This window comes from Prosthecobacter fusiformis, from assembly GCF_004364345.1.
Classification (GTDB): Bacteria; Verrucomicrobiota; Verrucomicrobiia; order Verrucomicrobiales; family Verrucomicrobiaceae; genus Prosthecobacter; species Prosthecobacter fusiformis.
Genome location: NZ_SOCA01000003.1, coordinates 534076 through 548495, shown reverse-complemented (window position 1 = coordinate 548495; position 14420 = coordinate 534076). Strand labels below are relative to the sequence as shown.

The following is a 14420-nucleotide window of genomic DNA, read 5'->3' as shown; positions in this document are numbered from 1 at the left end:
CCATGCATACCTCTCCCGCCCGCACTCCCTGGTACCGCGTCCTGTACATCCAGGTGCTCATTGCGGTGGCCATCGGCATTGCCATTGGTCATTTTTATCCGGAGACAGGCAAGACCCTGGAACCGCTGAGCAAGGGCTTCATCAAGCTGATCAAGATGATGATCGCCCCCATCATCTTCTGCACCGTCGTCCACGGCATCGCCTCCATTGGCGATCTGAAAAAGCTGGGCCGCGTAGGTGGAAAGACCCTGCTTTATTTTGAGGTCGTCTCCACCCTGGCCCTCATCATCGGCCTCATCGTGGTGAATACGCTGAAACCCGGCGTCGGGTTCAATGCGGACATATCCACCCTGGATGCCCAGTCTGTAGCCACGGTCCATGAATACGCCAGCAAGAGCAAGTCCCTGAGCACCACAGACTTCCTTCTCAACATCATCCCCAATGCCTTTGTGGGAGCCTTTACGGAGGGCAACCTGCTTCAGGTCGTCTTTGTGGCCCTGCTCACTGCCTTTGCTATCTCCGGCCTGGGAGAGAGAGGCAAGCCCATCCTTCATGTGGTGGACCGCGTCGGCGAGTTGTTCTTCGGCATCATGCGCATCGTCATCAAGGTCGCTCCCCTGGGTGCGCTGGGTGCCATGGCCTACACCATCGGCAGCTACGGCATCGGCTCCCTCCAGCGGCTGCTGGCCCTCATGCTAGGCTTTTACATGACCTCCGCGCTGTTTGTGATTGTGGTGCTGGGGCTCATCGCCCGCATGGCAGGCTTCTCCATTTTTCGTTTCCTGGCTTACATCAAAGATGAACTGCTCATTGTGCTGGGCACCAGTTCCTCCGAGACCGTGCTGCCGCAGATGATCCAGAAGCTGCGTGGCCTGGGCTGCGCCCCCTCCACCGTCGGCCTCGTCATCCCCACGGGCTATAGCTTTAACCTGGACGGCACCAATATCTACATGGTCATGGGAGCCGTCTTCCTGGCGCAGGCGACGAATACCCCGCTGGACCTCAGCCAGCAGATCAGCCTCCTCCTCGTCGCCATGGTCACGTCCAAAGGAGCCAGCGGTGTCACCGGGGCGGGGTTCATCACCCTGGCCGCCACCCTTTCCGCCGTCCCTAGCATCCCGGTCGAGGCCATGGCCCTCATCCTGGGCATCGACCGCTTCATGAGCGAGTGCCGCTCCCTCACCAATCTAGTGGGCAATGGCGTTGCCACGGTCGTCATCAGCCGCTGGGAGGGAGAGCTTAGCGCCGAGACCCTACAGGCGAACATGCGGGACCCCATCCCACTCCCTCCTCCAGATTGATTCACTTTCATCTCTGGCGTACCGTTTCCCAGCTTGCATACCCCGCCCCTCCCGTGCGACTTTAAAGCATGGTCGCCCGGTACCCACGGTTCCTGTCCGCGCTCCTCATGGCTTTCCTTGCGGCCATGCTGTCTCCTCGTCTCGTCATGGCTGAAAATTTGCGCATCGGCCTCGTCGGACTGGATTCCTCCCACTGCGAGCAGTTTACCCTGCGGTTGAATGATCCCGCCAATCCCAGCCACATCCCCGGCGCACGTGTCGTGGCCGCTTTTCCTGGCGGCAGTCCGGACCTTCCAGAAAGCGCAGCCCGCGTCGCCGGTTTCACTGCGACGCTGAAAGACAAGTACGGTGTCCAGATCAAAAGCAGCATCACCGAGGTGTGTGCCGCTGTGGATGCCGTCATGATCCTGAGTGTGGACGGCCGCCCCCACCTGGAGCAGGTGCGCGAAGTCATCCTCTCCAAAAAGCCCTTCTTTCTGGATAAACCGGTGGCCGCTTCGCTCAAGGACGTTGTCGAAATTTACCGTCTGGCTGCCGAGGCCAAGATCCCTATGTTCAGCGCCTCCGCCATGCGCTGGTATCCGGGGGTGGTGGAGGTGGCCACCGCAGAGGCCACACCTGCCATTGCGGCCATATCCTATGGGCCGGCTCCCATCCTGCCCCATCATCCTGACCTGTTTTTTTACGGCATTCATGCCACAGAGGCCTTGTTTACGGTGATGGGCACTGGCTGTGTCGAAGTTCGCCGCACTTCCACAAAGACAGCCTCTGTCGTCACCGCCATCTGGCAGGGAGACCGCATCGGCACACTGCACGCCATCCACGCGCTGCCCATGGGGTCAGCGAATTACAAGCTGACCCGTTTCGGGCAAAAGGGCGTGGTCGAACAAAAAAATCAGGGTGACTACACGCCCATGCTGAGGGAGATCGTCAAATTTTTCCAAACGGGGCTGCCCCCCGTCACTCCGTCACAGACCTTGGAAATATACGGTTTCATGGAGGCTGCTGAGCAAAGCCAGCGCCAGGGGGGCAAGCCAGTCAATGTCCGCGAGGTACTGCGAAAAGCAGGCACCCCGGATGCATGGCTGATCCCGGAAGCTCCCGCGCCCAAGAGCTGAGCAGCTTTACAGAACCGGCAAAGGGCAAAAGCTCCTTTTGTACGACCCATTTCCCGCACCGGGCGCGAATTTTTAACGTAGACCTGTTCCATCTGTCTCATTCTACCGGTTAGACATCTTGACCGAACTTCGACAATTCGTGCATATTAGACAATAATTATTCGACAGATTATTGACAATTGTTTGAACAAAGGTCTTTTTGTCGATGTCTGGAATAACACTGTCCCATAGGCGTCTCACTTTTACCCCCCTTATTGCCATGACTGAAGCCATTGATCCTGAATTAGAGCGTCAGATAAAGGAAGACGTGCAGTTGATTCAACGGATTGCCGAACGCGACTCCGCTGCCTTCCAGACCTTTTATCGCAAATACTCCGGCCTGATTTTCGCCGCCATTTCCAACGTACTGAATGATCACCACGACACAGAAGACGTGATGCAGGAAGTACTGGTCCAACTTTGGAACAAAGCCCACCTTTACGAACCCCGTAAAGGCAAGCCCCTGACCTGGTTGACGACCATGGCGCGTAACCGTGCCATTGACCGCATCCGGTCCAAGCAACGGCGTTCCCGCCTCAACGATGATTTCGAATCCGAGAATAAAAAACTCGAGTTTGAATTCCAGGAATCAGGACATGAAATCCTGGAGGAGAAGGAGCGCGACACCATCGTCCAGCGTGCTGTTTCCAAACTGAATGACGACCAGCGGCAGGCCATTCATTTGGCTTACTTCACCGGTCTCACCCAGGCGGAAGTGGCGGAGCGGCTCAACGAACCCTTGGGCACCATCAAAGCACGTATCCGGCGCGGCGTCAGCCGCCTGGAGACTTTGGTGAAGCCACGGCTGGCCTAACTTTAACGTCAGATCCCAGGTCGGTCCTGGGAATCATTTTAACCACCCCGCATGGCACGCCTCAACGGCGTGCCATTGCTTTGGCGGGTGCCTTCTTGCTTTTGACAGGGGCTTTGGTCACCGGAGCGGCGACTGGCTCCTCTGTGGAAGCATGGGCTTCCTTCAACAAGCGCAGTTCTTTTTCGAGTTCCGCCAAACGCCGGGATGTAGCGTCCAGTTTCCTGGCTACCAGCCGGGCCACGAATTCAAAAAGTGCGGCATGAAACGCAGGGTCTTCCTCACGAGGATGAATGTCCTGAAGGAATTTTTGGTCCACTGCCAGACAGAGAGCACGGCTGCCCGCGATGACAGAGGCGGCACGCTTGTCCTGATTCACCAGGGCCAGTTCACCGAAAACATCACCCACACGGGCGATCGTGGCCACTTTTTTCCCGGCCACCTTCACATCCAGCTCACCGCTGAGGAGGATGTAAATGCGCGAATCAATGGATCCTTCGCGAATGATTGTATCTCCTGCGTCACACTGGAGCAGGCTGGAAGAGTTCAGCACTTCGTCAAGCTGGTCCTCCGTGAAGCTGTTGAGGAAAGGCACCGCACTTAGCGGTGCAGGCAATTGCCCTTCCTCGTGAATGTAAGCATACTCTTTCATGGAATGCGGCTCACTATTTCACGTCTCCGCGATGATGAACAGAGCAATCCCCATGCAAAGCCAACTTTTTTATCCCCCGGTCAGGGGATGTACTTAGGTACCGAAACAGCGGTCACCAGCGTCCCCCAGTCCCGGCACAATGTAGCAGCGCTCATTCAGACCCTCATCCACCGCCGCCGTCACCACAGGCACATCTGGATGTTGGTCGGCGAAGGCCTGCAATCCAGGCGGACAACTCACCACACAGATCAGGGTGATGCGCGTAGCCCCTGCTGCCTTTAATTGCGTGACCGCACTGCAGGCACTGCCACCGGTGGCCAGCATCGGGTCCAGCAGAAAAACATCCGCCTCCGGCAGGATAGCTGGCAGCTTTGCATAATAAGGCACCGGCAGCGCCGTCTCCTCATCCCGTGCTATGCCCACGTGCGCCACCGTCGCTTCCGGCACCAGGGGTAAAATAGCCTCCTGCAAACCTAGACCTGCTCGCAAAATCGGAACCAGCACGATGGGCCGCGCCAGAGCCACTCCTTCTGTCTCCGTCAAAGGCGTCTGAATGCGTACCGTCTCTGTTCCCAGACCCCGCGTCGCTTCCATAAACAAGATCTCCGCCAACCGGTGCAGATGCCAGCGGAACTGACCACAGGGCGTATCCGTACTGCGGATCGTCGTGAGATGAATCTGGGCCAGCGGGTGAGTAACGATGACGGGAGGGATCATTCAACATCCTGCGATAGCGGATACCTGCTGGCAACCGGATTGAACCCGGCATACTAGCCTCACTATTTTCACGACTTGTCACAACTCTGGGGGCTACCTGCTTGCGCAGCCCATGATCCTTCTGGTTATTGCGCTGAATGCAGATGCCGAGGTTCCTATGCAGCTTTGCCAAACCTATGCGCTAATTCACTTGTCCAATTCCCCGCCCCACTCTCCGCGTGGGGAAGAAAAATCCCCACTTGGGGAGGCCATCCCCTCGCAATCCTTTCATCATCAACACATTTAGCAGCTAAGTCCCCGAATGGGGAAAAAACGCATTCCATCCCCAGTCCCGATTTTAGCCAGACTCGTTTCAGGCATCGTTCCCATCTCCATGTCCGCCGCAGCCTCCATCAAACTTACTCGCGAACAGCGCGATTCTCTCGCCGCAGCTCTCAGGATATTTGAATCCCATATCGTCAGTCGTGGGGCAGCATTGATGAGGGAGAGGGCCGTGCGCAGCCTGCGTTGGGTGGAAGATGGACTCGGGCTCGAGGCAAAGGTTCAGGGTGGCAAGCTCTACACGACCACGATTTTTTTCGATGGCGAGGAAGCCTCCACTCATTGCACCTGCCCCTTTGCGCGTGGTTGCAAACACGCAGTGGCCGTGGTCCTTGAACTGAACAAGCATGCAGGCACAGAAGTCCGCCCCCTTCCTTTGACTGAAGGAAAATTGACGCTCCCTGCCGCAGAAAAGAAAGCTGATCTTCTTCCACCGGATTCACTGGCTGGTCAGGTCCAGGCCAAAATCGGTAAGCCTCTGCCCAAACCAGCTCTTCAATTCCTAAACGCCGTCGAGCCCTGGTGGCTCAATAAAGTCGCCGTTGTTGAACAGTTGGTTCTTCAACAGCTTTGTGGGCGCAGCAATTACTGGGGCTACCGGCAGGCCATCTTGTGGCCAGATGAACTCCCCCCAGCCGACATTTGGGAGTTTTTGGCCTACCTGGCTGCAGCCATGAAAAAAGCGAGCCTGGAAATGCCCGCACCGTTGTCTGAGGTTGTGGATTTGAAGCTCCAAAAAGAGCTGCTGAAAAAATGGGAACGGCTGAAGGAGATTGCCCAATGGAAGGCCGACCTGGGACGCTGGCAGGAGCCAGACCAGGAGAGCGGAGCACTGGCACCGGAGCTCAGGCTCGTGCTGCATGCCACGGCGGCCATCATCCAGGTACGCCACCCTGGAGATGCGGACTTTAGCAAGGTGACACAAAAGCTTCTCAAGGAGCTCAGTCAAAATCCTGTTTACGGTGCGGTGGTACCACAGCTCAGCGCAGGTTCCAGCATTGTGCTGGAAGCCTGCCAGGATGCCTATCGCCATGTGGCAGGCTCTGAAATCCCCCCCATGGCCGATGAGTTGAACCGCAGCCTGGCACGGTTGATCGGCAGCCCTGAACTGCTCTACCAGCACGTCGCCTCCGCCAGCGGCGAGCCTGTTCAGATTGCCGAAGAGCCTTTGAAATGGGTGCTGATGCACCCAGCAGAGCCGACAGGAAACTATAAGCTAAGCCTTTGCACGGCTGAAGGAAAAGTACCGCCTCCGCCTTTGGCCATCCTTCCTGGCAGCCCTATGCATTATGTCACCAGTGAGGTGATCTACCCCCTCTCCTATTGGCCCTTTAAAAAGGAGCGGCAGTTCTGGCCTGTCATCATCCCAGCACAGGCATTAGAAACTCGTGAAGGTGTCAATGCACTGGCCAAACTGGGGCTGGAAGCCCCACCACGGCTGGCGGGTAAGATCAAGCTCGTCAAAGCGGAGATCACCGTACGTTGCGAGGTACACCGGCATCCCAATTCCCCGAGCGAGTATTTCCGGCTAGCCGCCAAAGCCCAATACGGCGGCCTGGAATCCCCCAGCATCTGGAACGGCAGCCACTGGATCGCCAGCTACCGCTCCGCAGTATCCCCGCCGGATTCTACACAGCTCATCCAACTCGACAAATCAGCCGTGCCTGCCGCTGGAGCCTGGCTGCGCCAGATGCCTATGCGGCCCGCCAGCAATGGAGAGGAACAGGTGGAACAACGCATCGTCGGAAAAGACTGGCCAGAACTCTTCCTGCAATGGCTGGCCCGCCGACCCGATGAAATCTCCGTGCATCTGGATGCGGAACTGGCCACCCTGCGTGACGGCAGTGTGGCGGGTCAAGTGCGCCTGGAGATTGAAGAATCCAAGAACGGCGTGGACTGGTTCGACCTCAGCGTCGCCCTGGACGTCAGCGACCACACGCTCACTCAAGAAGAAATCAACCTCCTCCTCAAAGCCAAGGGCAAGTGGGTGAAACTGGCAGGCAAAGGCTGGCGGAAACTTGAATTTAACCTCTCCGACCAGCAGGAGCAGGACCTCGCTGAACTGGGTCTTTCAGCCAATCAATTCACTGGGGAGAAACAACGCCTCCATGCGCTTCAACTCGGCAGTGTTGCCAAAGGGGATAGTTCTCTTCTTCCGGCTGACCATGTACGACAGATCCGCCGCCGCCTGGAAGAAATCGAAACGCGGGTCACTCCGGCCCAACCCGCTGCCATCAGCGCGACGCTACGGCCTTATCAAACGGAAGGTTTTCACTTCCTGGCCTACCTTTCCACCAATGGCTTCGGCGGAGTGCTGGCGGATGACATGGGCCTGGGCAAGACCCTCCAGGCCATCACCTGGATCGCCTGGCTGCGTGCCGAACAAAAAGTGCAGGAAACCATTCTCGTTATCTGCCCGAAATCCGTCCAGGACAACTGGCGCGCTGAGGCAGCCCGCTTCAGCCCGGATCTGCGGGTTGAAGTATGGAACCGTGCGAATGCAGGCAAAACCGGAATGGATGGTCAAACGGACCTCCTCGTCATTCATTACCCACAGCTCCGTATTCATGAAGAAAAACTCCGTGATGTTAAGTGGGGCGCCATCATTCTGGATGAGGCTCAGGCCATCAAGAATCCCACCTCACAAAGCGCCAAGGCTGCGTGTGCACTGGAGGCCCGTCATCGCCTGGCCCTTACAGGCACTCCCATCGAAAACCGCCTGCTGGACCTCTGGGCCATCTTCGCTTTTGCCATGCCCGGCATCCTCGGCAGCCGTGCCAGTTTTAACCGGATTTTTGACGCCAACGAGGATCCCCTGGCCCGCCGTCGCCTAGCCGCCCGGACCAAACCATTCCTCCTGCGCCGCACGAAAAAAGAAGTCGCCACCGATCTGCCCGACCGTGTGGAAGAAGACCTCATTGTCGAAATGGAAGGCCTTCAGGCCACCCTGTATCAGGCTGAAATCAAACGCGCACGCGCCCAGCTCCTGAAGGTGGAAACCAGCCGTCAGCTTGACAAATTCCGCTTCAACATTCTGACCAGCCTCCTGCGGCTGCGCCAGATCTGCTGCGATCCACGCCTCGTCGGCCTGGACCAGGAAACCCTACCCTCCAAGGGCAAGAAAAAAGCCAAGGGAGAATCCCAGGTGGAAAGCGCCAAGCTGCTGGCGCTGGTGGAGCAACTGGAACCGATCATCGAAGAAGGACAGAAGGTGCTCGTCTTTTCACAGTTCGTGCAGATGCTCGAAATCATCCAGGAGGAAACGACCAAGCAAGGATGGACCACCTTCATTCTCACAGGAGACACGGAAGACCGAGGTGCCCTGGTCACCGCCTTTCAGGAACACGACGGACCGGCCGTTTTCCTCATCAGCCTTAAAGCCGGCGGCTTTGGTCTCAACCTCACCGCCGCCAGCTACGTGGTCCTCTATGATCCCTGGTGGAATCCTGCCGTCGAAGCCCAAGCCATCGACCGCACCCACCGCATCGGCCAGAAGCAGACCGTCTTCGCCTACCGCCTGCTCATCAAAGGCAGTATCGAAGAAAAAATCCGCATCCTGCAAAAGCAAAAAGGTGACCTCGCCAACGACATCCTCGGCGAAGAAAGCTTCACCCAAGGCCTCACCCTCAATGATTTTAGTTTTCTGTTAGGATAGCCCTAACTTGACACCGGAATTTGACTGGTAAAAGGATATTTGATTATGAAAACGCCGATGAGACCCCTGATGTTTTTATTGATGCTGTGCAGCCTCATGCTCTGCCAATGCACCACCATATCTCCAGAGGCGAAGGCGAATATTAAAAAGGTAGTCGTCGCGACCAATGTAGGTCACAAAGTGACTCGGCAAAAAGTTGGGTTCACGGCATTTGGCAATTCAGCGATCTCGAGTATCGAAACACCCGAACTGCGGAGCGAAGTACAGAAGATGCTAAAAGCGGAAATCAGCTCCCGTTTTCCCACAACAGTTTTCGCCTCGGAGCAACCACCGCCTAATCCAAAATCCATGTTTGGAAAATATCCAGACTACAAGACTTGGGCCAAGAATTTAGCGGCCAAATATCAAGCTGATGCGGTTTTGCTGATTACAGGTATTTATGGCTATCCTTATGCCGCACCTTCCTACATGACAGCGGAAGGCATGGGAATCTGGCACATCGGCGATAATGCCGTGGTCGAAAATTATACATACATCTCTCTGATGGATGCCGTAACAGGTAATCGGCTAGCCTTCTCGACCAGGATGTACGGCGGACAAACGATAAAAGTTCCCGCCCTCGACAATTTCAACGATTACACTTCTGCGGAAAAAACACGACTCATCCAGGCCTGTGTGGAAGAATTTCGTCTAGACTTGAAGGCTTATCTCGACGGCAGCGGGCTATAAATTTCGCCCCCCTTTTACACAGTCTGAGGTATTTTTAATCCTGAGTAACCTCAGGATATTGGGTGCGTAGAAACAACAAATCCGGTGCGTCCTTCTCGCGATGCGTATTCTTTTTCATTCTCCACAACAGACGAGGAGATGCAAAAGGGATAGGTACTCCCTGCACGTAGCGGATCACCACATCTTTGGATGCTTCCTCATAATCAATGCCCGAGGCCGACTTCATTAGATCCACAATGATCTCATCCGCGACCCGAACGACCGTGTATTTTTCCACTTCGCCGGGTTCAAGTTCGAGCACGGCTTTGTCAGGGAGGAACTCAAGGACTCGATAGATGCTTGCTTCATTCTCCAGATCCGTGGCCATTAACAAATCTACGTCCCCCGTTGTCCTCCCATATCCGGCATAAATGATCGCAAATCCCCCGACAATTACATATCGCGCACTGGCCTCATTGAGCTTGCTGCACATGGAGGCAAGATCACTCTCGGTAGGGGCCCTTGAGACTAAGTCGCCTTCTTGCGGTTCATCATTTTCCACATCCATTGATCAGCTTCCTCGTGTGAGTTAAAACGGTAAACACCTTTGGGGCAGATACCCCTACGCTGGCTGGCTAGTACTTCGTTGAGTGTCACTTGCAAACCTGTTCCATTCTTTGGTGCCACGCGACGTCCCACCGTTTTACCGATGGTTTCCTCCAGGTTGATGACGGGACGCGGCTCCATGGGATAAGAATACTTCTCTTTTAAAGACAAGCAATCTTCATGCGAAGGTACTCAGCGCCATCATTTGCCTTTCTTCGCTCCGCGTTTGGGTTTGCCATACATGACCTTTTTCGGCTTGGGCAGGACGCCACCGTCATCGGCATTCAGGCCGGCTTGTTTCTTTAGTTCGCGGATCTGGTCGCGCAGGAGGGCGGCGCGTTCGAATTCCAGCTTGGTTGCGGCTTCGGCCATTTCGCCTTCGAGTTCGCGGATGACTTCGGTTACGGCATAGTCGGCACCGCCCCCTTCGCGAAGGACGTTTTCTTCCATCTCCTTGGCTTTACCCAAGGTTTGCAGGGATTCCTGCACGGCACGGCGGACGGTTTGTGGAGTGATGCCATACTTTTCGTTATGGTCCAGCTGCACTTGACGACGGTAGCCGCTGATACTGAGAAGTGAGCGGATGCTTTGGGTCTCGATATCCGCAAACAGTACGACCTCCCCAGCCACATGGCGGGCCGCGCGACCGGCGGTCTGGATGAGGGAGGTCTCGCTGCGAAGGAACCCTTCTTTATCGGCATCCAGGATGCACACAAGACTGACCTCCGGCAGGTCCAGCCCCTCACGCAGAAGGTTGATGCCGACAAGGACATCGCAGTCGCCTTTGCGCAAGCTGCGGAGGATTTCCACACGCTCAATGGCATCAATGTCACTGTGCAAGTAGCGGACTTTCATGTCCAGATTCCGCAGGTAGTCGGTGAGGTCTTCAGCGGTGCGTTTGGTGAGGGTGGTGACGAGGACACGCTCGCCCTTTTCGATGCGCTGGCGGCAGAGTTCGATGGTCTCGTCAATCTGGCCTTTGAGTGGCTTGATGGTGATGATGGGATCCAGCAGGCCTGTGGGGCGGATGATCTGCTCGACCACCAGTGGCTTGCCCTTGGTGAGGACATCAAACTTTTCCACCGGTTGCGCATTGCCACTGACTCTCACCGCGACGCCTGGCAAAGCAGCGGGTGTGCCTTCTTCCTGGCCGATGCGTTCACGTTTATGCGGGATGTAAGTGGCATTTCCAACAACGCTGTTTTCGATCTCAAAGCGTGCAGGAGTAGCACTGACATAGACAAGCTGGCCCACGGCATCCATGAACTCAGGAAACTTCAGGGGCCGGTTATCTAGTGCACTGGGTAGACGGAAACCATGCTCTACAAGCGTGGTCTTGCGGGAACGATCCCCCTCATACATGCCGCCGATCTGTGGGATGGTGGCATGGCTTTCATCGACGAGGCAGAGGAAGTCATCCGGGAAGAAATCCAGCAGTGTTCCCGGTGTGGCTCCAGGCACGCGACCGGTGAGGTGGCGGCTGTAGTTTTCGATGCCCTGGCAAAAGCCCATCTCCTGCATCATTTCGATGTCATGCTCGGTGCGCATTTTCAGGCGCTGGGCTTCCAGGAGCTTGCCTTCCTTTTCAAATGCGGCCACGCAGCCTTCCATTTCCTCGCGAATTTTGACCACGGCCTTTTTAAGTTTATCACCCGGCGTAACAAACTGTTTGGCAGGAAAGATGGTGTAGCTGTTCATTTTCAGCGTCACCGTGCCGGTGAGCGGATCTACTGCACTGATGCGGTCGATCTCATCCCCGAAGAACTCAATGCGGATGGCCTCATTGTCCAGGTAGGCAGGGATGACCTCCACCACATCCCCACGGGCACGGAAGCTGCCGCGCTTGAGCTGGATGTCATTGCGCTCGTAGAGCATGTCCACCAGCTTGGTGAGGAAGGTCTCGCGCGTCATCTGCTGGCCGACGTGAATAGGCACCATCATGCCTTCATAATCTTCGGGCGAACCCAAGCCGTAGATGCATGACACACTGGCGATGACAACGACGTCCTTTCGAGTGATCAGCGCCCCCATGGTGGAGAGGCGCAACCGCTCAATCTCGTCATTGATGCTGCTGTCTTTTTCGATGTAGGTATCGGTGCGCGGGATGTAGGCTTCGGGCTGATAATAATCGAAATAGCTGACGAAATATTCGACGGCGTTGTTGGGGAAGAAGTTTCGAAACTCTGAATAAAGCTGAGCGGCAAGCGTCTTGTTGTGGGAGAAGACGAGGGCCGGTTTGCCGATATCGGCAATGATGTTGGCCATCGTATAAGTCTTACCCGAGCCAGTGACGCCTAACAAGGTTTGATGTCTATTCCCAGCACTGACGGACTTCACCAGCTTGGCTATCGCCTGAGCCTGGTCGCCTTTGGGTTCATATTCGCGATTGAGTTGGAAGGGGGAAGACACGGAGATTTAAAACGAATAGATGCTGGTATCGAAGACTAAAGCCGATGACCAAGTTTGACAAACCAGATACGTCCAGGGCTTGTAAAAGGACGATTTCTGCGTATTTGCACGGTCTAGATGGACCGATCCGTAACCCTCCAAGATGTGGCAAAGGCGGCCGGGGTATCCGGGGCGACGGTTTCGCGGGCGCTGAGGGATGATCCGCGGATTTCACCACCGGTTATCGAGCGTGTCAAAGCTGCCGCGGCTAAGCTGAGGTATGCACCGAATCCATTGGTGCAGGCGTTGATGACCCAAAAACGGCGGAAGCTGGATCCGCATGGAGAGACGCTGGCCCTGATCACGAATGTGGCGGATGAAGCCTGGAAGAAAAAAGATGTCTGCCTCTGGTATCTAAAAGGACTGCAAAGACGTGCGCAGCAGCTTGGGTATCAGATTGAGGTATTCTCCCTCGGCCCGGCCAAAGGGGATGCGGAACACCTGCGGCGGGTGCTGATCACGCGGGGTATACGGGGACTCATCCTGGGATTTTCCGAACGGGATGACCAGCCCACAACCCTCGATGTGGGGGACTTTTGTGTGGTTGGTTTGAGCACCTACTTTCGTCAATTACCGGTGGACCGGGTGCAATTGCATGGCTTTTTCAATGTGAATCTGGCCTTTGAAAAAATGCGCTCTTTAGGGTACCGACGGCCTGCGTTGATCGCCCCCGTGCGGAACAATACCATTGTGGGGGGGCAATGGTCGGCGGCAGCTCTGAATGAACAGTGGCAGCGCCCGCCTGAGGAACAATGCCCGCCCCTGATGACGGAAGCTGATGGGGTGAATATGGCTGAATTCCGTGAATGGATGGAACAGCATGAACCTGACGCCCTGCTGGTGTATAAAATCGACATTCTGGAACTGCTGGGGCGGCTCAGACTGAAGGTGCCGAAGGATATTGGAGTGGCCTATCTCTTTGGCACGGAAGCCGAGAGGAAAAAGATGGCCGGCATTGACGGGAATCTGGACCGGGTGGGGGCTGCGGCGGTGGATTTGCTGGTGCAGAAAATGCACATGCATGACCGGGGCATCCCGGAACATCCGCGTGATGTTTTGATCACTGGCTCCTGGAAGGACGGGCCGTCGCTGCCGGTGCGATCTGCGCAAACACCTCCCGCCCGTCCTGGGAAGAAATCTCCAAAGCGTGTGTCCCGGTGATGCTGCCGATGGCCGCGCAGGTGATGCCGTGATGCGAGAACAGGGTCATGACGTCGTCGGCTTTTTCCGGCGTGGCTGTCAGGACATAACCATAACTGGGGAAAGAAAGGAGCCACCGTTTCAAGTCCACATCCGGCGGCATGGGAAGGGAGTCCAGGTCCACCTGAGCACCACAACCGGAGGTGGCCAAAAGCATGGCGAGGGTACCGAAAAGGCCGCCATTGCTGATGTCTTTCCCCGAGGTGACGAGGCTGGCATCGGCGAGTTCTTTGAGCAGTAAGAGGTCACTGCGCAAGCGATCGGGTGGAGAACCCACACTGGCATTCCAAAAGAAGGTGCCTTCGCCCCGATAAGCACCGCGCAGGTCCACGGCCATGAGGAGGGTATCCCCAGGCTGGGCATCAAAGCTGGTGATCAACCGTGTGGCTTTTCCCATGACGGCGGCGGCAAGCAAGGGCGTGCGCTCAATGGGGAAGCGGGTGGTGTGGCCGCCGACAATGGGCACACCGTAAGCTGTGGAAGCGGCGCGCATACCGGACCAAATCTCGGTGGCCATCGTCGAATCTGGATGCGCCCACAGCACATCAACAATGGCGACGGGTGCTCCGCCCATGGCGGCGATGTCGCTGAGATTCACCATGACGGCGCAGTATCCGGCGAACCAGGGGTCCATCTCGATGAAACCTTCCATCATGCCTTCGGCGGCGAAGAGGAGGAAACCATCGCCATCGGGAATGGCTGCGGCGTCGTCACCGATTTCGATGCCGCCTGCGACCTCTAAGGCAGGGCTGTAGGCGGCGGCGATCCGAAGTTTTTCAGCGATGTTGGGGTGGTCGCGGAGTTCCTGCAGCAGCGGGGAGAGGGCAGGCATGTGGGGGTGGGG

At 56.4% G+C, this 14420-nt stretch carries 12 protein-coding genes; 6 read left to right on the top strand and 6 right to left on the bottom strand.

Annotated features, from left to right (window positions below; translation table 11 throughout):
* The first annotated feature begins 2 nt into the window (after window positions 1–2).
* The 3 genes from EI77_RS11465 (at window position 3) to EI77_RS11455 (ending at window position 3272) form a co-directional block, all read left to right on the top strand.
* The gene (locus tag EI77_RS11465; RefSeq protein WP_133795395.1) at window positions 3–1301 is read left to right on the top strand and encodes a dicarboxylate/amino acid:cation symporter; all 1299 of its coding nucleotides are present in this window, start codon (window positions 3–5) and stop codon (window positions 1299–1301) included.
* Between the two features lie 125 nt (window positions 1302–1426).
* A complete protein-coding gene (locus EI77_RS11460; protein WP_166647197.1) occupies window positions 1427–2419 on the top strand; it encodes a Gfo/Idh/MocA family protein in 993 nt (330 codons plus the stop codon).
* 259 nt (window positions 2420–2678) lie between these two features.
* Window positions 2679–3272, top strand: coding sequence for a sigma-70 family RNA polymerase sigma factor (locus EI77_RS11455; RefSeq protein ID WP_166647196.1), 594 nt, complete (start codon window positions 2679–2681; stop codon window positions 3270–3272).
* Window positions 3273–3333: 61 nt separating this feature from the next.
* On the opposite strand, the gene EI77_RS11450 is transcribed toward EI77_RS11455, so the two are convergent.
* Entirely contained in the window at window positions 3334–3921 is a 588-nt protein-coding gene (locus tag EI77_RS11450; protein ID WP_133795392.1) for a Crp/Fnr family transcriptional regulator, read from the bottom strand.
* Between the two features lie 93 nt (window positions 3922–4014).
* Window positions 4015–4638, bottom strand: a complete 624-nt coding sequence (upp, locus tag EI77_RS11445; protein ID WP_208300336.1) for a uracil phosphoribosyltransferase — start codon at window positions 4636–4638, stop codon at window positions 4015–4017.
* 373 nt (window positions 4639–5011) lie between these two features.
* Between upp and EI77_RS11440 the strand changes: the two genes are divergently transcribed.
* Both EI77_RS11440 and EI77_RS11435 read left to right on the top strand, forming a co-directional pair.
* The gene (locus EI77_RS11440; protein WP_166647195.1) at window positions 5012–8614 is read left to right on the top strand and encodes a DEAD/DEAH box helicase; all 3603 of its coding nucleotides are present in this window, start codon (window positions 5012–5014) and stop codon (window positions 8612–8614) included.
* 45 nt (window positions 8615–8659) lie between these two features.
* On the top strand, window positions 8660–9343 hold the full coding sequence (locus tag EI77_RS11435; RefSeq protein WP_133795390.1) for a hypothetical protein: 684 nt from the start codon (window positions 8660–8662) through the stop codon (window positions 9341–9343).
* Between the two features lie 34 nt (window positions 9344–9377).
* Here EI77_RS11435 and EI77_RS11430 read toward each other — a convergent pair whose 3' ends face one another.
* The 3 genes from EI77_RS11430 to EI77_RS11420 are packed head-to-tail and all read right to left on the bottom strand — an operon-like array spanning window position 9378 to window position 12337.
* Window positions 9378–9815, bottom strand: coding sequence for a hypothetical protein (locus tag EI77_RS11430; RefSeq protein ID WP_133795389.1), 438 nt, complete (start codon window positions 9813–9815; stop codon window positions 9378–9380).
* 35 nt (window positions 9816–9850) lie between these two features.
* A complete protein-coding gene (locus EI77_RS11425) occupies window positions 9851–10069 on the bottom strand; it encodes a hypothetical protein (protein ID WP_133795388.1) in 219 nt (72 codons plus the stop codon).
* A 60-nt stretch (window positions 10070–10129) separates the two neighbouring features.
* The gene (locus EI77_RS11420) at window positions 10130–12337 is read right to left on the bottom strand and encodes an excinuclease ABC subunit UvrB (protein WP_133795387.1); all 2208 of its coding nucleotides are present in this window, start codon (window positions 12335–12337) and stop codon (window positions 10130–10132) included.
* Between the two features lie 117 nt (window positions 12338–12454).
* On the opposite strand from EI77_RS11420, the gene EI77_RS11415 reads away from it, so the two are divergent.
* The gene (locus tag EI77_RS11415; RefSeq protein WP_133795386.1) at window positions 12455–13537 is read left to right on the top strand and encodes a LacI family DNA-binding transcriptional regulator; all 1083 of its coding nucleotides are present in this window, start codon (window positions 12455–12457) and stop codon (window positions 13535–13537) included.
* Here the strand turns inward: EI77_RS11415 and EI77_RS11410 are convergent.
* Window positions 13437–14408, bottom strand: coding sequence for a sll0787 family AIR synthase-like protein (locus EI77_RS11410; protein WP_133795385.1), 972 nt, complete (start codon window positions 14406–14408; stop codon window positions 13437–13439). The genes EI77_RS11415 and EI77_RS11410 overlap by 101 nt on opposite strands.
* Window positions 14409–14420 lie beyond the last annotated feature (12 nt).